Origin of the sequence: Paraprevotella xylaniphila YIT 11841, assembly GCF_000205165.1 — a bacterium.
Taxonomy (GTDB): domain Bacteria; phylum Bacteroidota; class Bacteroidia; order Bacteroidales; family Bacteroidaceae; genus Paraprevotella; species Paraprevotella xylaniphila.
The window spans coordinates 47,412-67,873 of sequence record NZ_GL883846.1 but is presented as its reverse complement, the minus strand read 5'-3'; the positions used below and the strand labels follow the sequence as shown (position 1 = coordinate 67,873).

Below are 20,462 nucleotides of genomic sequence, written 5' to 3'. Positions count from 1 at the left end.
AGCCTTATGAAAAGAAAACCTTACGCCATAGACGACCGGCAAACACCGGAAACCCCAAGCCGGAACCCATGGAAATGGATTCCGACCCTGTACTTTGCCGAGGCACTGCCTTACGTGACGGTCATGAGCATCTCTACCGTCATGTACGAACGCATGGGACTTTCCAACGCCGAAATCGCTTTCTACACTAGCGCACTCTACCTCCCGTGGGTCGTCAAACCCCTATGGAGCCCGTTCATCGACCTTGCCAAAAGCAAAAGATGGTGGATATTGGCCATGGAGTTCCTCATCGCCGCCGCCATAGCCGGAGTGGCCTTCACGCTTCCCTCCGCCCATTTCCTCGTCTTTACCCTGATGTTCCTGTGGATGATGGCTTTCAGCAGTGCCACCCACGACATCGCAGCCGACGGTTTTTACATGTTGGCGCTCGACCCGCACGAGCAAAGCCTGTATGTGGGCATCAGGAGCACGTTCTACCGCATCGCCACCATAGCGGGCAGCGGACTGCTCATCATGTTGGCGGGCACGTTGGAAACTTTCACCCGCCGCATCGCCTATTCGTGGAGCATCGCTTTCTACGTGCTGGCGGCATTCTTCATTGCCGTGACTGCCTACCACTTTTTCCACTTGCCGCGCCCCGACTGCGACCGGACACGAAAAGCCGTGTCGGCCCGCAGCCTGTGGAAAGACATTTGGCTCACCGTCACATCGTTTTTCCGGAAACCGCAGCCTGTGGCCGCCGTCCTTTTCATGCTTTTCTACCGCCTGCCGGAAGCGTTGCTCATCCGGATTTCCAACCTGTTCCTGATTAAACCCGTCAGCGAAGGCGGACTGGGGCTTTCCACGCAGGAAGTAGGGTTCGTACAGGGAACGGTAGGCGTACTCGGCTTGACCCTCGGCGGCATCATAGGCGGTATAGCCGCCTCGCGCAACGGGCTGAAAAAGTGGCTGTGGCCGATGGTATGGAGCATCACGCTACCAGACCTTGTATATGTCTATCTGAGTTACTTCCAGTCTACGAATTTCTTGCTTATCAACGCCATGGTATTCATTGAGCAATTCGGTTACGGCTTTGGCTTCACTGCCTACATGCTGTTCCTCCTATATTATTCGCAAGGGGAACAACAAACTTCGCATTATGCCTTCTGCACGGCTTTCATGGCCCTGTCCATGATGCTGCCGGGCGCCGTGGCCGGAGAATTGCAGGAAGCCGTGGGATACTTCCACTTCTTCCTTATCGTAATGGCCTGCTGCTTGGTGACGGTCGGCGTCACAGCACTGCTGAAAATAGACCCGGAATTCGGGAAAAAAGAACATCATGGAAACCAAGCATAACCTACGGAAAGCCTTGTTGGTGGCCGACGGAGGCTCCACAAAAACCGACTGGTGCCTGGCAGTTCCCCATCGGGAGCCTCAGCTTTTCCGTACGCGTGGACTCAACCCTGCCCTGTTGGAACCTCCCGCCATCCGGGAAATCCTGCAAACGGAACTGCTTCCCCGGTTGGCCCCCCATCTCCAAGGACCGGAAACGGAAACCCATATCTATTATTACGGTGCGGGATGCCTGCCTTCCGTCTGCGACAAGATGGGACAGGCCCTTACCGGACTCTTCCCCCGCTCCACAGCCGAAGTCCATTCCGACCTGTTGGGGGCTGCACGGGCCTTATGCGGACACGAAGCCGGCATTGCCTGCATTTTGGGCACCGGTTCCAATTCCTGCCGTTACGACGGACAGGACATTGTGCAACATGTGTCTCCGTTGGGATACATCTTAGGGGACGAAGGCAGCGGCACAGCTTTAGGCAAACGCCTGATAGGCGACTGGCTCAAAGGACTTTTAGACGAAGAACTAAGCCGTAAGCTGGCGGAAAGCTACGGATGGGACGAAGCTGACATCATCCGGAAAGTGTACCGGGGACCGGAAGCCAACCGTTTCTTAGCTTCTTTCACACCTTTCCTGAAAGCCCACCGTACCCACCCTGACGCCCACCGTATACTCACAGACTGCTTCAAAGCCTTCTTTGAACGGAACATCATGGCTTACCACCCCGGATCGCTTGCCGTACACTTCGTGGGCAGCATAGCCGCCATTTTCCACGAAGAACTGGAGGAGGCTGCCGGAATATACGACATACGGATAGGAAACATCCTCAAAGAACCGATAGACCGGATGGTAAATTACCATCGGCAAAAACTGAAAGACAAAGCAGATTAAAAGATTTTTAAGGAAAATGCAGTGTTTTTCGCAAAATATGTTTTATAGCATGTTTTTTTACTTGCACGCACCTAAAAATGCGCTTACCTTTGCAGCGTTATCCTGAAAACAATCTTTTTACCTTAAACAAAACTAATACCTAAAAAACTAAAGAATACGGGTCGCTGTGAAGCGACCCGTATTCTTTTATCCCTTTAAAAAGGTCCCGTCACCAACCGAGGCCGACAACGGGACCACCGCTCAGGGGCAACTGACGGGAAAGTAATCGAATGAAAAGCGCGGAACTCCACCGTAAGACAATATCGCAGCATTCTTTTCCGGCCTGAGGATAAAAGTGATAGATTGCGTTTCGCTGCGATTTTCTCCGTCTCCCACCTTTTCGTATGTGACCGTCTGCGGAATGCGACGGGTGGTTTTCCCCCACAGTCCGGCATACCAAATAAAATCATAAAGCCCCGGAAAACAATTCATCTCTTGGAGGTAGATACCGGGATTTAACTTCAGGGAATCCTGCATGTCATAGCCAAAAGTATAAATCTCATGCCTCTCGTATAGATTGTTCGTATGGGAAACATCGGAAACCACCGTCTCCAGATTCCCGTCCTTCCAAGTGTACCGCGCCACGCCGGTTTCCCTGTAGCCCGAACTGTTCTCACGACAGTAGTTCATCTCGGTTATATGACCATCGGGGTCGTAAGAAGCCGACACCTCACCTCGAAAAGGACGGGCTTTTCCGCCGTTCGCCGCTTCTTGCTCCATTCCGTTGAACTCCATATAAACCACATGGCCTTCCGGAGCGACACGAACGGGCTTGAAACAAACCTCGCGGACACGACCGGTGGCTACGGACTTCTTTTCCTTGAAAACCCGAAACGCCAATGGATGCGTCTCCACTATAAAAGTACCATATTCCGTACTGTAGCCTCCGACTATCCGTCCGTCACGATATTTAAACCGGGTCATATTACTATCCCCCCGACTCCATCCGGCAATCGGACGTACGATACCCATATCTCGCAAACAGGGAACCGACACAGCGGCTTCCCCTTCTAAGGGATGCGATTTTTTATTACTCCGACAGGCCACACAGCCACAGGCCATATACGTAACGAGCCATATTTTCATCAAACTACGGACCATTCTTATCATATTCCTGCGTTACTATTATTTTATATTACCAATAGCGGTCCATCTCTTGGTAAGAGATAGACCGACATTTAAAATATACTATTTTACAGTCATTTAAAAAATACAAAGTTTAGAAAAACATCGCATTTCTTAGATTTTTTCATACAGTTACTTGGCGTTATCTGGCTTTTTACCTACATTTGCAAACGGTAGTCTATCTCTTACCAAGAGATGGACTTTTTTCATCCCCCAATAGACCTCGAAAAACGACTAAAAAAACAGCTAAACCAAAGCTTATCCTATAAAAAACGTTAAGCATAGACATTTTAATTCTTTTTCTATTGTTTATTTCAAAAAACTCCGTAACTTTGCATCGTGTTTTTCATAGTATTAGATTTAAGGTTAACAAAGGTTGGGTCAGAGCGCTGACCCTTTTTTTATATCCTTACTGTGAAGTAGGGATATTTTTTATAGTCGGAAAAAGAAAATCAACGGGGAGTTCTACGGTATTTTTTAACCACTTATAGAAGTGACTTTCATCAATATTTTTCCACCTACAAACACACCTGAAAACCAACCACTTACATTTTCAAAATCGTTCTGCGCCAAATGAAAAATCATTTGGCTGAGACTGATTTTTCAATCTGCGGCAAACGATTTTCAAATCTCCGCAGAATAATTTTTGTTGGTATAGATGAAAAAAATCCCTATTTTTGCAACCACGAAACAAACAAAAGGAAAAAAACATGCAAAACACCACCATGACGAAACATCCACGCGTGGACGTGGCTGACGTATTACGCGGAATAGCCGTAATGGGCATCATTCTGTTGCACTCCATCGAACATTTCAATTTCTACTCCTACCCCGACACTGCGGGACAAAGCGAGTGGTTGGACTTCAGTGACAAAGCCATCTGGGACGGCATGTTCTTCCTCTTCGGCGGAAAAGCATACGCCGTTTTCGCATTGCTCTTCGGTTTCAGCTTTTTCATCCAATACGACAACCAGCGGCTGCGCGGAAAAGACTTCAGGGGACGGTTTTGCTGGCGGCTCTTCCTGCTTTTCCTTTTCGGCAACCTGAACGCCTCGTTCTTTACGGCGGAGGTATTGGTGCTCTACTCTTTAGTGGGCTTCATCCTTCCGCTCACCTGCCGCCTGAAAGACAAATGGCTGCTGGTACTGGCCTGCGTCCTGCTTATCCAACCCCTACCCTTATACTACGCCATCCGGGCGGCCTGCGACCCGGCATTCGTCACTCCAGCCGTACCCACCGGGCATTTGTGGGCACAAACTTTCGCCGTACAACAGGGCGGCACGTTTTGGGAAACCGTACGCGTGAACCTTTGGGAGGGACAACTGGCTAGCCTGGCTTGGGCCTGGGACAACGGACGTGTGTTCCAGACGGCGGCCTTGTTCCTATTCGGGCTGCTCATCGGCAGACGGGGCTTGTTCCTGAAAGAAAACCTGAAAGTGTGGAACAAGATACTCTGCGGAGCCTTGGTCGCATTTTTCCCCCTATACGGGCTTGGCAACATGCTGCCCGACTTCATCAGCAATCCGTCCGTATTGACCCCGCTGAACCTTGTGGTAAGCTCTTTGTATAAATTCGCTTTCATGTTGGTACTGGTTTCGGGCGGGCTCATGGCCTTTTACCGCACCCGGATGCAAGCGTTCATGAGCAAAATCATCCCATACGGCAAGATGAGCCTGACGAACTACATCACCCAAAGCATTGCCGGAGCCATGCTTTATTACAACTGGGGCTTTTCCTTGCACGACGATTTGGGCATTACGGCCAGCCTGTTGGCCGGAATGGCGTTCTTCGTCCTGCAATTCTCTTTCTGCAAATGGTGGATGAAACACCACGACCACGGCCCGTTGGAATATGTGTGGAAACGGGCCACATGGCTGAAATGACCCGTATGGTTACGAATGTTCCTTAACCTTATCATATAATGAGAACTTTATTCCTTCTTATCTTCTTGGGAGTGGCCGGAAACATTTCCGTCCCCTCCCATGCCAAGTCCAAACCACGTGGGGGACAAAACTATTACGTAGACGCGCAAAACGGTGATGACCGCGCCGACGGAAAGAGCGAAAAGACGGCTTGGAAAAGCCTGTCGCGGACGAAAGAAATACAACTGAATGCCGGCGATTCCTTATTATTGCGCAGGAACTCATCATTCAACGGGCTGTTGGAAGTGTCGGCCGAGGGGGTGGCAGGCCGTCCGGTCGTAATCGGTGCTTACGGCACAGGCAGGAAACCTTGCATCCAAGCCCCGGACTCGTCGCTGTACACGGTCTTGGTGCGCAATTCAGACTATCTCACTTTAGAGAATCTGGAGGTCGTGAACACCGGAAAGCAAAGGATGGCGAACCGCACGGGCGTGAAAGTGCTCTGCGAAGATTATGGCGTGTCGCACGACATCGTGCTCCGGGCACTCCATATCCACGACGTGAACGGCAGCCTGATCAAACAGAAAGGGGGAGGTTCGGGCATACTCATCGTCAACCGGGGTAAAGACACGCCCTCCACGTTCGACGGATTACGGGTGGAAGACTGCATCATCCGGAGGTGCGAGCGGAACGGCATCATCTGGTCCGGTTACAGCGACCGCGAACATTGGCATCCCAACACGCGTACCGTCATACGCAAAAACCTGATAGAGGAAGTCCCGGGCGACGGCATCGTCCCCATCGGATGCGACGGGGCCTTGATAGAATACAACCTGATGCGCAACTGCCCGGGCACATTGCCCCACAGCGAGGCCGCCGCAGGCTTTTGGCCTTGGAGTTGCGACAACACCGTGATGCAGTTCAACGAAGTGAGCGACCATAAGGCCCCATGGGACGCACAAGGATTCGACTCGGATTACAACTGCCGCAACACGACCATACAATACAACTATAGCCACGACAACGACGGCGGACTGGTCCTGATTTGCAATTCAGGCACGTACCACGGTGCAGGCAACCAAGGCAGCGCGGTGCAATATAATGTGAGCATCAATGACGCTATCCGCCCGCGTGCGACCCGTAGCGGAATATTCTCGGCCAACATCCACATTGCCGGTCCTTGCAAAAACACATTGGTACAACGGAACCTCTTGCATGTCAACCCCAAAACGGAGCCGTTCATCGACCGCAGTATCATCACGTCCGATTCATGGGACGGCTATGCGGACTCTACCGTGTTCCGGGAAAATGTATTCTTCGTCCCGCAGGAATCAGAAATCCGCCTGAACCGCTCCACCCGTAACACGTTCGACGGGAACTATTACTTAGGCAACATAAAAGGCCGTCCCGAAGACCCGAACGGCAGAAACGCATCGGACTATTACAACCAGTGCATCAGCAAAGACCCATCCGGCTTCAACAGTTTGTCTTTTCTCTTCGACACGGTAATTATCGGTGACGGCTCTGCCGTACTGAAAGCGGTGAACCGGGACACCATCCACCGCTTTTTTGAAATGATGAAAGAAGAATGAGCCTTTCAAAAGAATAACGGGAGCCAGTCTTGCCGACCTCGCTCCCGTTACACTTTTTTATAATATGGCTTTGCCCGTTCCTTAAATGGACAAAATCCCCAATACATTTATCAACTCTTTCTTCACCGGCTTGTCGCTCTTGATGGCATTGCAGAACGGTACGTACACCACTTCATCATTCTTGATGCCGATCATCACGTTACGCTGCCCTTCGCGCAAAGCCGTAATGGCGCCTACCCCCAAACGGGAAGCCAAAATACGGTCGTAAGCACTCGGAGAACCGCCACGCTGCAAATGCCCGAGAATAGACACGCGCACGTCGAACTCGGGATATTCTTTCTTCACCCGGTCGGCATAATACATGGCACCGCACTTGGGACTTTCGGACACGATAACCATACTGGAACTCTTGCTCTTGCGAATACCCCGGCTGATGAACTGTTCCAACTGGTCGGCATTGGAAGAGTCTTCGGGAATGATGGCAGCTTCCGCCCCGCTAGCTATCGCACTGTTCTGCGCCAGGAAACCGGCATCGCGCCCCATCACTTCGATGAAGAATATACGTTCGTGCGAAGTCGCGGTATCACGAATCTTGTCTACACACTGCACAATGGTATTCAACGTCGTGTCGTAACCGATAGTGGAATCCGTCCCGCTCAGGTCATTGTCGATGGTGCCGGGCAGACCGATACAGGGCACATCGAACTCCTCAGCAAAAATGCGTGCACCTTCAAGCGAACCGTTACCCCCTATGATAATCAAGGCATCAATACCCTGTTCCACCATGTTGTCATAAGCCTTTTTACGCCCCTCCGGCGTAAGGAATTCCTTGCTGCGAGCCGTTTTCAGAATCGTTCCTCCCCTCTGGATGATATTGCTCACATTCTCTGTCGTAAATTCCTGAATTTCGTTGTTAATCAATCCTTCATAACCACGATATATACCTTTTACCTTCAAACCCGCTGCTATCCCGGCACGCGTAACAGCGCGGATAGCGGCATTCATTCCGGGAGCATCTCCTCCGGAAGTCAAAATACCTATACAATTAATCTTTCCCATGTTAGATGATTATAAATGACGCTGCAAAGATACAAACAAAAACAAGAAATACATTCATTTTCTTGCCTTTTTAATTGCATATTTATACCTTTTATTGTAACTTTGCGCCCGATTATATACAACATAATGTCTAACATTATTAATTTTATTATTTTCAATTAATTAAATGGCAGAATTAAAGAACGTAGCACCGTTGGCAGACTTCGACTGGAATGCTTATGAAAGCGGTGACACTCTGGTGAACGAGAGCCGCGAAGCTCAGGAAAAGGCCTACGAAGGCTCTTTAAACAAAGTAAATGACCACGAAGTGGTTGACGGTACGGTTATCGCGATGAACAAGCGTGAAGTGGTGGTGAACATCGGCTTCAAGTCAGACGGCATCATCCCGATGAGCGAATTCCGCTACAATCCCGATTTGAAAGTCGGAGACAAAGTCGAGGTTTACATCGAGAACCAAGAGGACAAGAAAGGACAGCTCATCCTTTCTCACAAGAAGGCACGCGCTACCCGTTCCTGGGATCGTGTGAACGAAGCCCTCGAAAATGAAGAGATCATCAAGGGTTACATCAAATGCCGTACGAAAGGTGGCATGATTGTGGACGTATTCGGCATTGAAGCATTCTTGCCGGGTTCACAAATCGACGTGAAACCCATCCGCGACTACGATGTATTCGTAGGAAAGACTATGGAATTCAAGGTCGTTAAAATCAACCAGGAATTCAAGAATGTCGTTGTTTCGCACAAGGCTCTTATCGAAGCCGAATTGGAACAACAGAAAAAAGAAATCATCAGCAAGCTTGAAAAAGGACAGGTACTTGAGGGTACCGTTAAGAATATCACCTCTTACGGCGTCTTCATCGACTTGGGCGGCGTAGACGGTCTGATCCACATCACCGACCTCTCTTGGGGACGCGTGAGCGATCCGAAAGAAGTGGTACAGCTTGACCAGAAGATCAATGTGGTTATCCTTGACTTCGACGACGAGAAGAAGCGTATCGCATTGGGTCTGAAACAGCTGACTCCGCATCCTTGGGACGCTTTGGATCCGAACTTGAAAGTAGGTGACAAAGTAAAAGGCAAAGTTGTCGTGATGGCCGATTACGGTGCATTTATCGAAATCGCTCCGGGCGTAGAAGGTTTGATCCACGTATCGGAAATGTCTTGGAGCCAACACTTGCGTTCTGCACAGGACTTCATGAAAGTGGGCGACGAAGTAGAAGCTGTCATTCTGACTTTGGATCGTGAAGAACGTAAGATGTCTTTGGGCATCAAACAGCTGAAAGCCGACCCTTGGGAAAACATTGAAGAGAAATACCCCGTAGGTTCCAAACATACGGCCAAAGTACGCAACTTTACGAACTTCGGCGTATTTGTCGAGATAGAAGAAGGCGTAGACGGTTTGATTCATATCTCCGACCTTTCTTGGACCAAGAAAATCAAGCATCCGTCTGAATTTACGCAGATTGGCGCAGAAATCGAGGTTCAGGTATTGGAAATCGACAAAGAAAACCGTCGTTTGAGCTTGGGTCACAAGCAACTTGAAGAGAATCCTTGGGATGTGTTTGAAACCGTATTCACGGTGAACTCTATTCACGAAGGTACTATCGTCGAGATGTTGGACAAAGGCGCTGTAATCCAATTGGAATATGGTGTAGAAGGCTTTGCTACTCCGAAACATTTGGTGAAGGAAGACGGCAGCCAGGCTCAACTGAACGAAAAATTGCAGTTCAAGGTAATTGAGTTTAACAAGGAAAGCAAACGTATCATCTTGTCTCACAGCCGTATCTACGAAGATGCACAGCGCGCTGAAGCTAAAGAAGCCAAAAAAACAACTAACAGCGCCAAGAAAGGTACGAAAAAAGAAGAAACTCCGGTGATTCAAAACCAAGCAGCTGCTACCACCTTGGGTGACATCGACGCATTGGCTGCATTGAAAGCCCAAATGGAAAAAGGCGAATAAGCCACATTCCTAAATAGGAAAAAATACGAAAGAAAGGGTGATGATTATTTCTCATCGCCCTTTTTTATGTATTTTTGTACAATGAAACTCATATCCGGAAGACATGGAAAAGTTTGAATTGACAATTTTGGGATGCGGGTCTGCACTACCTACCACACGGCACTTCGCCACGTCACAGGTCATCAACATCCGCGAAAAATTATACATGATTGATTGCGGAGAAGGAGCACAACTGCAGTTGAGGCGTTCGCGGCTTAAATTCTCGCGGCTGAACCATATATTCATCTCCCACCTGCACGGCGACCACTGTTTCGGTTTAATAGGCCTCATCTCTACTTTTGGCTTATTAGGGCGTACAGCGCCTCTATACGTACATGCCCCGGCGGCATTCGGCCCCATATTGCAAAGTCTGCTGAGCTTTTTTTGTAAAGGGTTAGATTTCCGTGTTGAGTTCTACCCCGTAGATACCTCGCGCCATACTTTGATTCATGAAGACCGCTCCGTCTACGTTTACTCCATCCCCCTGCGCCACCGTATTGAATGCTGCGGTTTTCTGTTTCAGGAGAAAGCCACTCTGCCACACATCCGGCGAGACATGATCGATTTCTACCGTATCCCGATCTGTGAAATCAATAACATCAAAAACGGAATGGACTGGACTACGGAAGACGGCACACTCGTCCCCAACCACCGGCTTACCGAACCATCGGACCCTCCACGCTCTTTCGCCTATTGCTCGGATACGTGCTATCTACCGGAACTTGCCCAATATATCCAAAAAGCAGATTTATTATTTCATGAAGCCACGTTCTCGCACGATGACCTGGCAAGGGCAAAAGAAACATTCCATACCACGGCCCTACAGGCAGCCACACTCGCACGGGACAGCCAAGTCAAAAAGCTCTGTATCGGTCATTTTTCGGCACGGTACGAAGACGAAAGCCAACTCCTGAAAGAAGCCCAAAGCATATTTGAACCGACAATCCTTGCAAGGGAAAATCTTCTCATAAAAATTTAACGAAGGGAAAAATCGTTTTTCACACAATAAAATTTGTTTCTTCCGTTAGGAATACCTATATTTGTACCATTAGAATAAATGAAGAATAAGACTATGATGAAAAAGACACTTCTTTTAATATTGACGACCTTCCTCCTGAATACCGCAGGAGTTTGTTGGGCGCAAGAAGAGAAGAACGAGCCGGAGACAGAACTTTCGGCCACATCCATAGTCGTGAAAGGCTCTACTTTATCAGTCTATAACGCCAACGGAAGCATATTGGAGATTTTCTCCCTGACAGGTACTAAGGTGGCAACAATAAGAATTGACAGCAACGAAAAAACAGTAGACTTATCTCTGAAGAAAGGCTGTTATATATTAAAGGTTAATAAAGTAGTGCGCAAGATTTCCATCCGCTAATTCATGTAATGGGATTTTCTCGTTTTTTCAATCTCTTCCTCTTCGGTCTGATTATCATTTCATGCCATGAAGAGAAAAGAAATGCAAACATCAACATCCAGTTGGACGATTTTGCAGATTGGAACATACGGGAATATAGTTTGTCCAGTCGGAAAATACGACATGAAATCGACAGCCTGCGGCTACTTCCTCTCAAAATGTATGCAGACGAGCATACCCGTAAATACTATGCCTCCAGTGCTCCTTTCCTTTGGATTACCCGCTCGGGCATAGATGAAAAAGCGGATACGTTACTGACTTACCTCCAAAAGGCTTCTTTGGCCGGTCTACGGGAAAGTAATTTTTATATATCCGAGCTTCAAACGAACCTGCGACGAATCCGTCAACTGGATTTCGACACCGAAAACAACATCAATTCCGTTTTCGGACGTACCGAGTTCCTGCTTACGAAAGCTTATCTCAGATACGTATGCGGACAACGCTTCGGATACGTCCAACCGAACTATATTTTCAACCGGTTAGAACAAACGGACACAACGAAAAAAGCTCCTTTTCGCCGATTGTATGACACCGAGACGGAAAGCGCGAATCAAGAATTCATCCATAAAGCCCTCTCTATACTGAAAGACGGGAACTTTACCGATTTTTTCCGGGACATACAACCCGATAACCCATTATACTACCAACTGACAAACCTTTGCCTGCAAACGCAAAATCCAGAAACACGCCGTAAAGCCATCATCAATATCGAACGGAGCCGTTGGCGAACCCCTCGCGCCGCGCACGACAAGTACGTATGGGTCAACCTGGCTGCCGCGAAGCTTTATGCCGTAGACGAAAAGAAGCCGGAATATCTGGACATGAAAATATGCATCGGCAGCCCCAAAAGTAAAACCCCCATGTTGCAAAGCCGTATCGAAAGGGTAGACATGAATCCATATTGGAACATCCCATACAGCATTGTAAAAAAGGAGATAGCCCCTCGACATGCAGGAAACGAGGCTTATTTCTCACGCAACCGTTATCGTATTTTCAGTAAAGAAACCGGAGAAGAACTACCTCCTGCAGCAGTCACGGCCGACATGCTTACCAGTGGCCGTTACAGGGTACGCCAAGATAACGGAGAAGGTAATTCCTTGGGAAGACTTATATTCAGGTTTCCCAACAATTTCTCCATCTACCTGCACGACACCAACAACAAACAGGCTTTCAAGCGCACAAACAGAGCCATCAGCCACGGATGTATCCGAATAGAAAAACCGCTCGAACTGGCTGTCTTTTTATTAGATACACCAGAAGAAAAAACAGTAAACAGACTTCGGGAAGCTATCGGACTACCTCCGTTGAATTCATCTATTCCCATAGAAAAAAAAGAAGGCGAACCGTTGAAAGTAGGCATACAACGTTTCGATCCTTCCATACCTGTCGTCATAGACTATTACACCCTCTATCCGAAACCCGACGGCGGATGGGAAGAAAGTCCCGACCCATACGGTTATGATGAAATTTTACTCAAAAAGTTAGAAGCTTTTTAAACCATCTTCCCTTCCGGGTGTCCTATCTAAACAACGACTTGTACGAGCATGAATTCTACGGAGGAAACTTCACTCATCCACCGGCTGAACCAACCGGAACATCAACGCCAAGCATTTGAACAATTGGTGAACCTTTACAGCCCTCAGCTGTATCGTCAAATCCGCCGTATGGTATACAGTCATGACGACACCAATGACATTTTGCAAAATACATTTATCAAAGCATGGGTCAATTTAGACACTTTCCGCGGCGATGCCCGTCTGAGTACATGGCTTTACCGTATTGCCACCAATGAAACCCTGAACTTCCTACAACGGAAAAAAGACACGACCGGACTGGACGATGCCCCGTCGGCCATCGTCAGCCAACTGACGGCCGACGAATATTTCGATGGAAACGAAACGGAGCTTCAGTTGCAAAAAGCCATCGCCAGTTTGCCGGACAAGCAACGCGCCGTATTCCATTTAAAGTATTACGAAGAAATGAAATACGAAGAAATGAGCTGCATATTAGACACCAGCGTAGGTGCCTTGAAAGCCTCCTACCACCATGCCGTGAAAAAAATATGCGATTTTTTTAAATCCCAAGATTAAACCTTTTGAATCCGGAAATATCAAATATACAAAGAAAGGAATGCCAATTATGAAAGAAGAAGATTTCATCCGAAAAAAATACGGTTCCGGCAACCCGTTCAAGGTTCCGGAAGAGTATTTCGAGCAGTTTACGTCCGAATTGATGAGCAAATTGCCGGAGAAGGAAATGAAGCCTGTTCTCTCTATGCCCTCCCGCCGACGAACACGCATACGCACGCTATGGTATGCAGTGGCCGCCGCCCTATGCGGTGCCATGTTTCTCGGAACATATTATCTCCGGTCCGTAATTCACCCCCACAGTGAAAGCCCTGTGGCACAATATGGAGAGACCATAGAAACCGAAGACATTTATATGGATGACGTTCTCGATTACGCCATGGTCAGCAACCACGAAATCGCCCTATATTTGACAGATGTGTATTAATTCATAGACATAAAACCAGATGAAAAGAAAAATACTGCCCATGTTCGTCTTGTTTTGGGTACTCGGTCACATACAGTTCATGGCCCAACCGCCCAAAAGACAGTTCTCTCCTCAAGATTTTGTGAAGCGTCTGGAGAGTTTCATCGTACGTGAAGCCTGCCTGACTCCGACCGAAGCCACGGCCTTTTTCCCGATTTTCCACGAACTTCATGACAAACAACGGGGCATCAACTGGCAAATCAGGGAACTTAAAAAAAGAAGCCTCCCTGCCCATGCGACAGACAAAGATTACTATAACCTCATCAAAGAAATCAATAAATTAAAGATTGAGTCGGCCGAACTGGAAGACCTTTACTACAAAAAAATGTGCAAAGCGATTCCGGCCCGGAAAGTACATGAAGCGATGCAGGCCGAAGACCGCTTCCACCGTCGCATGTTACGTAAGTTCAGCAACCGGCCGGACAAGTCCAAGCAAAAGTAAGCACAGCTCGCAAGGCTGTGCTTTTTCGTTTCAAGTCCATATCTAAAGAATACATAAAAAAGCCCCCTCCCCATCCCGATAACAGATTAATCTTCGTAACTTTGAAGAAGATATATGATATAAACCCTAACATGTTTTCATCCATGCTGACCACCCTCTGCATCTTGATTCTTTCCGCCATATTTTTTGTCAGCGGAAAAATACGTTCCGACATCGTGGCATTATGCGCCTTAGTAGCCCTGCTGATATTCCAGATCCTCACTCCGGAAGAAGCCCTGTCGGGATTCTCCAACTCCGTAGTCATTATGATGGTGGGCCTGTTTGTCGTCGGAGGAGCCATCTTCCAGACCGGCCTGGCCAAAATGCTAAGTTCGCGCATTCTCAAACTGGCCGGAAACAGCGAGCTACGCCTGTTCATCCTCATCATGGCTGTCACCTCGGCCATCGGCGCTTTCGTCAGCAACACTGGTACCGTGGCCCTGATGCTCCCGATTGTCGTCAGTTTGGCGGCATCCAATCCCCACATGAACGCTAGCCGGCTACTTATGCCGCTAGCCTTTGCCAGCAGTATGGGCGGCATGATGACCCTAATCGGCACGCCTCCCAACCTCGTCATACAGAACACGCTGACAGACGCGGGCTATCCCAACCTCTCTTTCTTTTCATTTCTTCCCGTAGGACTTATCTGCGTAGTTACAGGTACCATAGTCCTGCTGCCACTCAGCAAAATGTTCTTATCCAAGCGAGGTACAGAAAGCCGCACAGGCAAGCATTCGGGAAAGTCGCTCAAAGAGTTAGTACATGAGTACGGACTCTCCGACAACCTTTTCCGGTTAAGAGTCCCTGCACAGTCCGCGCTGAAAGGCAAAACCATCATAGAACTGGACATACGCCGCAGATACGGGCTGAACATCCTGGAAGTACGGAGAGGAGAGGCATCGCAACACCGTTTCCTGAAAACCATCACGCAAAAATTGGCCGAGCCGGACACCATCCTGCAAGCAGAAGACATCCTATATGTCAAAGGAGATTTCGAACAAGTACACACTTGGGCTGTAGCACACCGGTTGGAAATCCTTGACGGCCGGGCTTCGGAAGACATACGCAGAGACCGTTCGCTGGATTTCTATGACATAGGCATCGCAGAAATCGTCTTAATGCCGGCCTCAAGGATCGTCAACCGCACGATTAAAGAAATAGGCTTCAGAGACAAATTCAATGTTAACGTATTGGGTATCCGCCGTAAGAAAGAATACCTGTTGCAGGATTTGGGAGACCTTCGCATCCACTCCGGCGACGTACTACTCATACAAGGTACATGGAGCGACATCTCGCGGTTGAGCAAAGAGGATGAAGACTGGGTCGTATTGGGAGAACCGCTTGACGAAGCGGCCAAGGTGACCCTGGACTACAAAGCCCCGTTGGCAGCAGCCATCATGATACTGATGGTCGCCATGATGGTATTCGACTTCATCCCCGTAGCCCCCGTCACGGCAGTCATGATAGCCGGTATCCTGATGGTGCTGACCGGATGTTTCCGCAATGTGGAAGCGGCCTATAAAACCATCAATTGGGAAAGCATCGTGCTGATTGCCGCCATGCTTCCCATGTCGTTAGCCTTGGAAAAAACGGGAGGAGCCGAGTTCATATCCAACAGCCTTGTCAACGGACTGGGCAGTTACGGCCCTTTGGCACTCATGGCCGGAATCTATTTCACGACCTCCCTGATGACCATGTTCATCAGCAACACAGCGACGGCCGTATTGTTGGCTCCCATAGCTTTGCAAAGTGCGCAACAGATTGGTGTCAGCCCTGTCCCTTTCCTGTTTGCCGTCACCCTCGGTGCCAGCATGTGTTTCGCGTCTCCGTTTTCCACTCCTCCCAACGCATTGGTCATGCCGGCCGGCCAATACACCTTCATGGATTACGTCAAAGTCGGATTGCCGCTGCAAATCATTATGGGCATCGTCATGATATTCGTACTGCCCTTGCTTTTCCCCTTCTGACTTCACCTTCGAAGTTGCAGATAATCTTAAGCTAAAAGTAGGGTTCAGACACACTCCGAACCGTCTTCAGATATTGGATTTTCATTCTGCGCCAAACGATTTTTCAATCTCCTGCGATTGATTTTTCGTTTGGCGCAGAACGATTTCACATTGTAAGGCAGATGATTTTTGCCTCTCAAAAAAGCACAAAAAGTTACTTTAAACAAAAAATATGCAACGCAGCCGAAAACAAGATAATCCCATACCGCTTACCTTTGCAACGTACCGAAAGGACAGGAAAAACAATATAAACAAAAAACATCATTTGAATGCCATGTATGTATCTACGTTAAAACTTCAACCCGGAATATGCCTGAAAACGGTGTTCGCATTACTATTGGCCGCCTCCGCCTCTGCATGCCATTGCCGTAACGCACGGACGTGTCCGGACAAGCAAAGACTCATCGTCACCACAGACCTCGGGGGCACGGACCCGGACGATACCCAGTCGATGATTCATCTTCTGGTATGTTCCAATGCGATAGACATCGAAGGGTTGGTCAGCTCGCAGGTCTGGTCGGACATGCCGGACAAGGTGGACCGAATTTATGAAATTGTCGGGCAATTTGAAAAAGTCCTGCCACGCTTGAAAAAACATGCGGAAGGCTATCCTGAACCGGGCTACCTCTGCTCCGTCATCCGGCAAGGCCAAAAGACATCCAATATGGCGGGCGTGGGAGACGGCAAAGCATCTCCCGGCTCCGAACTCATCATCGAAGCCGTGGACAAAAAGGAGGACCTGCGACCGGTATGGATTGCCGCTTGGGGCGGCATGAACACTGTGGCTCAGGCACTTTGGACTGTGACGCACACGCGCTCCCCCGAAGACATCGAAAGGTTCATACGTAAAATCCGCATCTATGATGTGTTGGGACAGGACGACGCTGGTGCTTGGATTGCCAAAAACTATCCCGGCATCTTATACATCCGTAACAAAGCGGTTTACGGATGGACACCATCGGACACGTGGGTCAGGGAAAACATACAAAGCCACAGCCCGTTCGGGAAATGCTATCCCGACAAGGAGTGGGTGTTTGAAGGAGATTCGCCATCTTTCCTTTACGTATATGCCAACGGGCTGAATGTCCCCGAAGAACCTACTTTCGGGGGATGGGGCGGACGCTTTTCCACTTACAAGGCCAAGAACGTGCGAGGTATGGATTTCATCACCCGGAGCGGGAACAACGAAAGCCAATACGATCCGTACTGCATGTACGTCAGCGCAGCCGAAGGAGGCGAGGCTATAAAAAGATGGCAACAGGAAATATGGAACGACTTCGCTGCACGCATGGCATGGACTACCACAAGCGAATATTCCGCCGTCAACCACCATCCTACAGCCATTGTGGACGGGCATGACGACATGAACTGCATATATAAAAAGGTGAAGGCAGGCCGTGATATGGAATTCGACGCTTCCGCATCTTACGACCCCGATGGGAATCCGTTGGATTTCCGTTGGGAAATCTATGCCGAACCCAGTACGTATAAGGGTAAGGTAAACATGGAAAACGGGGATTCCCCGAAATGCCGCATACACATCCCGGCAGAGGCATCCGGAAAGTCCCTGCACGTCATTCTCTCCCTGACCGACCGGGGCACGCCGGCACTGACGGCATATAAACGGATTGTCGTACAAGTATTATAAGAAACGGGGCGTTACAAGTCGCCCCGTTTCTCCATTTCTTTCGCCTCGTTCCAAAGCGCATCCATTTCTCCCAAGGTCATATCCTTCAAAGATCGTCCTTGGCGGATGGAATGTTGCTCCACATAATTGAACCGCCGGATGAACTTGCGGTTCGTACGCTCTAAGGCGTTGTCAGGATTGATATGATAAAGCCTTCCGGCATTGATGACACTGAAAAGGAAATCGCCGAACTCATCGGTGGATTTCTCCTTGTCCCCCCGAGCCAGTTCTGCCTGCAATTCGCCAAGCTCTTCCCTCACCTTGCCCCATACGTCCTCTTTCTTTTCCCAATCGAAGCCGACATTACGAGCCTTGTCCTGAATGCGGTAAGCCTTGATGAGCGAAGGCAAAGCTTCCGGCACGCCACCCAACACGCTCTGGTTGCCGTCTTTCTCCTTCAATTTGATTTGTTCCCAATTCTGGCTTACCTGGCCTGCCGTGTCTGCCTGCGCTTCGCCGTACACATGCGGATGGCGGAAAATCAGTTTGTCCGTCAACTTGTCACACACGTCTGCTATATCAAAATCCCCCGTCTCACTGGCAATCTTGGCATAGAAACACACGTGCAACAGCACGTCGCCCAGCTCCTTGCAAATGTTTTTCTTGTCGTCTTTCATCAGGGCGTCACACAACTCAAAGGTTTCCTCTATCGTGTTCGGCCGCAAACTCTCGTTCGTCTGTTTCCTGTCCCACGGACACTTTTCGCGCAACGTATCCAACACGTCGAGGAAACGCCCGAAAGCCTCTAATTTTTCTTCTCTGCTATGCATAAATATTCCTGTTTATCCCGCAAAAATACGCTTTTTTCCCGCTTCGCCCAATACCGGCGGGACATTTTTGCCATAATAAACACCGATGGCAGAGACTCGGCAAATGCGATAGCCACTATCGAAACTTTCGCGAACGAAAACTTTCCGGAGAACGACAAACCGCCTACTTTTGCGGTACCAAAAAGAAAAAAGACATGAATAATCAGATGACCATTTGGATTTTAACCGTAGGTTGCTTATTTTTGATTTTTATTTTCAGAAGCATCCAAAAGGTGCGCAAGGAAACGGGAGACAGCAAGATTCTTGAAATAGGAAACGAAAACAATATCTATGACGAATTCGACGACGACGAATCATAAAGAGGCACTCATTGCAGAGACGGATATTCCTGCAACGCCGAAAGATGCATGCATCTTTCTTTCCGACTACGCCGCATGGCTCTTAGGATGCGGTGCCACATGTATCCGTATAGAAAAGAATGTAAAACGGATGGCCGACAGATGGAACATGGTATCGGAAATGACCATCTTGCCCTCTCATATACACATGACGGTGTGGAACGATGACCGCAGCCACTCGTACAGCAATATCGTAAGGCTGCATCATACGGGCATCAGTTTCGACATCAATACCCAACTGAGCAAATTAAGTTGGGCGATAGCCGACCGGAAAATAGGTTTCGCAGAGGCCCAACGGAATTTTGAAGCCATCGTGCAGACCCGACCGGCCAATCCTTGGATGGTGTGGATATTGGCATCCTTGGCCAACATGGCATTTTGCCGTCTGTTCGGAGGAGATTTCATAGCCATGGCCATCGTACTGACAGGGACATTGGCAGGCTACAAACTGAAACAGGTCATGTTGGAAGACAGGCAAGACGTACGTTTCGTTTTCTTCTGCTGCGCGTTCTTCTCTTCCGTAATCGGTGCGGCGGGTTACGTATTCGACCTCAGCGATACACCGGAAATCGCCCTTGGCACCAGTGTCCTGTACCTGATACCGGGCATTCCTTACATTAACTCCGTAAGCGACCTTCTGGACGGCCACTATATCAGTTCATTCAGCCGTTTCATGAATGCCATGGTACTGACCGCTTGTTTGTCGGCCGGCTTGTGCGGCGGTTTATTACTCATGAATATCAAATGGCTTTAACGATGATGACTTATCTCTTCAATATTCTTCAGGACGGATTCTTTGCGGCGATTGCTGCCATCGGCTTTGCCAGTATCAGTAATCCTCCGCGTCAGGCTTACAAGTATTGTGCCCTCATAGCGGCCTTGGGCCACGCCACACGGTATGTCCTCACCCACAACGCTTACGGTGAGATGCACCTCATCGGTGCTAGCTTCATCGCGTCGTTGGTCATCGGCGTACTGACAGTGTTTCTGGCTCCACGTGCCAAATGCCCGGCGGAGACCTTCTCCTTCCCTGCACTGCTACCCATGATTCCGGGAATGTACGCCTACCGTACGATTGAAGCTCTTTTGCTCTGCCTGACCTATCAGGAAGAACATGCTTTCAACCACTATTTCTATCTGTTGTCCTACAACGGTTTGACTTGCACATTTATTATATTGGGAATGGTCGTAGGAGCCACGCTACCCATCTTCCTGTTCAAGAACACTTCATTTAAAGCCACACGCTAATCACCGACAAT

19 protein-coding genes are annotated in these 20,462 nt (G+C 48.9%); 16 read left to right on the top strand and 3 right to left on the bottom strand.

What is annotated here, in order from left to right:
- The first annotated feature begins 6 nt into the window (after positions 1-6).
- Positions 7-1,335: an MFS transporter gene (locus HMPREF9442_RS07645; RefSeq protein ID WP_008627079.1), complete on the top strand. Its 1,329-nt coding sequence runs from the start codon at positions 7-9 to the stop codon at positions 1,333-1,335.
- Positions 1,319-2,215 carry a hypothetical protein gene (locus HMPREF9442_RS07640; RefSeq protein ID WP_008627077.1) on the top strand — a complete coding sequence of 299 codons (897 nt, stop codon included), beginning with the start codon at positions 1,319-1,321 and terminating at the stop codon, positions 2,213-2,215. The genes HMPREF9442_RS07645 and HMPREF9442_RS07640 overlap by 17 nt, the downstream gene beginning before the upstream one ends.
- A 240-nt stretch (positions 2,216-2,455) precedes the next feature.
- On the opposite strand, the gene HMPREF9442_RS07635 is transcribed toward HMPREF9442_RS07640, so the two are convergent.
- Positions 2,456-3,364 carry a hypothetical protein gene (locus HMPREF9442_RS07635; protein ID WP_008627076.1) on the bottom strand — a complete coding sequence of 303 codons (909 nt, stop codon included), beginning with the start codon at positions 3,362-3,364 and terminating at the stop codon, positions 2,456-2,458.
- A 725-nt stretch (positions 3,365-4,089) separates the two neighbouring features.
- On the opposite strand from HMPREF9442_RS07635, the gene HMPREF9442_RS07630 reads away from it, so the two are divergent.
- Positions 4,090-5,262, top strand: a complete 1,173-nt coding sequence (locus tag HMPREF9442_RS07630) for a DUF418 domain-containing protein (protein ID WP_008627072.1) — start codon at positions 4,090-4,092, stop codon at positions 5,260-5,262.
- A gap of 38 nt (positions 5,263-5,300) precedes the next feature.
- Positions 5,301-6,833, top strand: a complete 1,533-nt coding sequence (locus tag HMPREF9442_RS07625; protein ID WP_008627066.1) for a right-handed parallel beta-helix repeat-containing protein — start codon at positions 5,301-5,303, stop codon at positions 6,831-6,833.
- Positions 6,834-6,914: 81 nt separating this feature from the next.
- Here HMPREF9442_RS07625 and pfkA read toward each other — a convergent pair whose 3' ends face one another.
- Complete coding sequence (pfkA, locus tag HMPREF9442_RS07620) at positions 6,915-7,892, bottom strand: 6-phosphofructokinase (protein WP_008627064.1); 978 nt, start codon at positions 7,890-7,892, stop codon at positions 6,915-6,917.
- 166 nt (positions 7,893-8,058) lie between these two features.
- Here pfkA and rpsA point away from each other — a divergent pair, with 166 nt between their 5' ends.
- From rpsA to HMPREF9442_RS07575, 9 genes are all read left to right on the top strand, one after another.
- Positions 8,059-9,852, top strand: coding sequence for a 30S ribosomal protein S1 (gene rpsA, locus HMPREF9442_RS07615; protein WP_008627060.1), 1,794 nt, complete (start codon positions 8,059-8,061; stop codon positions 9,850-9,852).
- Between the two features lie 103 nt (positions 9,853-9,955).
- Entirely contained in the window at positions 9,956-10,870 is a 915-nt protein-coding gene (locus tag HMPREF9442_RS07610) for a ribonuclease Z (protein WP_008627058.1), read from the top strand.
- A 93-nt stretch (positions 10,871-10,963) separates the two neighbouring features.
- Positions 10,964-11,269, top strand: a complete 306-nt coding sequence (locus tag HMPREF9442_RS07605) for a T9SS type A sorting domain-containing protein (protein WP_232038491.1) — start codon at positions 10,964-10,966, stop codon at positions 11,267-11,269.
- A gap of 8 nt (positions 11,270-11,277) precedes the next feature.
- On the top strand, positions 11,278-12,804 hold the full coding sequence (locus HMPREF9442_RS07600; protein ID WP_008627055.1) for a L,D-transpeptidase family protein: 1,527 nt from the start codon (positions 11,278-11,280) through the stop codon (positions 12,802-12,804).
- A 48-nt stretch (positions 12,805-12,852) separates the two neighbouring features.
- Positions 12,853-13,398, top strand: coding sequence for an RNA polymerase sigma factor (locus HMPREF9442_RS07595; protein WP_008627053.1), 546 nt, complete (start codon positions 12,853-12,855; stop codon positions 13,396-13,398).
- A gap of 49 nt (positions 13,399-13,447) precedes the next feature.
- Entirely contained in the window at positions 13,448-13,822 is a 375-nt protein-coding gene (locus tag HMPREF9442_RS07590) for a hypothetical protein (RefSeq protein WP_232038490.1), read from the top strand.
- A gap of 19 nt (positions 13,823-13,841) precedes the next feature.
- Complete coding sequence (locus HMPREF9442_RS07585; protein ID WP_008627049.1) at positions 13,842-14,303, top strand: hypothetical protein; 462 nt, start codon at positions 13,842-13,844, stop codon at positions 14,301-14,303.
- A gap of 143 nt (positions 14,304-14,446) precedes the next feature.
- Positions 14,447-16,309 carry an SLC13 family permease gene (locus tag HMPREF9442_RS07580; protein WP_040602815.1) on the top strand — a complete coding sequence of 621 codons (1,863 nt, stop codon included), beginning with the start codon at positions 14,447-14,449 and terminating at the stop codon, positions 16,307-16,309.
- A 361-nt stretch (positions 16,310-16,670) separates the two neighbouring features.
- Entirely contained in the window at positions 16,671-17,996 is a 1,326-nt protein-coding gene (locus HMPREF9442_RS07575) for a DUF1593 domain-containing protein (RefSeq protein WP_253271059.1), read from the top strand.
- Positions 17,997-18,007: 11 nt separating this feature from the next.
- Here HMPREF9442_RS07575 and mazG read toward each other — a convergent pair whose 3' ends face one another.
- Complete coding sequence (gene mazG / locus HMPREF9442_RS07570) at positions 18,008-18,805, bottom strand: nucleoside triphosphate pyrophosphohydrolase (protein ID WP_008627041.1); 798 nt, start codon at positions 18,803-18,805, stop codon at positions 18,008-18,010.
- Between the two features lie 194 nt (positions 18,806-18,999).
- Between mazG and HMPREF9442_RS16435 the strand changes: the two genes are divergently transcribed.
- The 3 genes from HMPREF9442_RS16435 to HMPREF9442_RS07555 are packed head-to-tail and all read left to right on the top strand — an operon-like array spanning position 19,000 to position 20,451.
- On the top strand, positions 19,000-19,164 hold the full coding sequence (locus HMPREF9442_RS16435) for a hypothetical protein (protein ID WP_008627039.1): 165 nt from the start codon (positions 19,000-19,002) through the stop codon (positions 19,162-19,164).
- Positions 19,136-19,957, top strand: coding sequence for a threonine/serine exporter family protein (locus HMPREF9442_RS07560; protein WP_008627037.1), 822 nt, complete (start codon positions 19,136-19,138; stop codon positions 19,955-19,957). The genes HMPREF9442_RS16435 and HMPREF9442_RS07560 overlap by 29 nt, the downstream gene beginning before the upstream one ends.
- Positions 19,948-20,451: a threonine/serine exporter family protein gene (locus HMPREF9442_RS07555; RefSeq protein WP_008627035.1), complete on the top strand. Its 504-nt coding sequence runs from the start codon at positions 19,948-19,950 to the stop codon at positions 20,449-20,451. Before HMPREF9442_RS07560 ends, HMPREF9442_RS07555 begins: the two co-directional genes overlap by 10 nt.
- Positions 20,452-20,462: the final 11 nt, after the last annotated feature.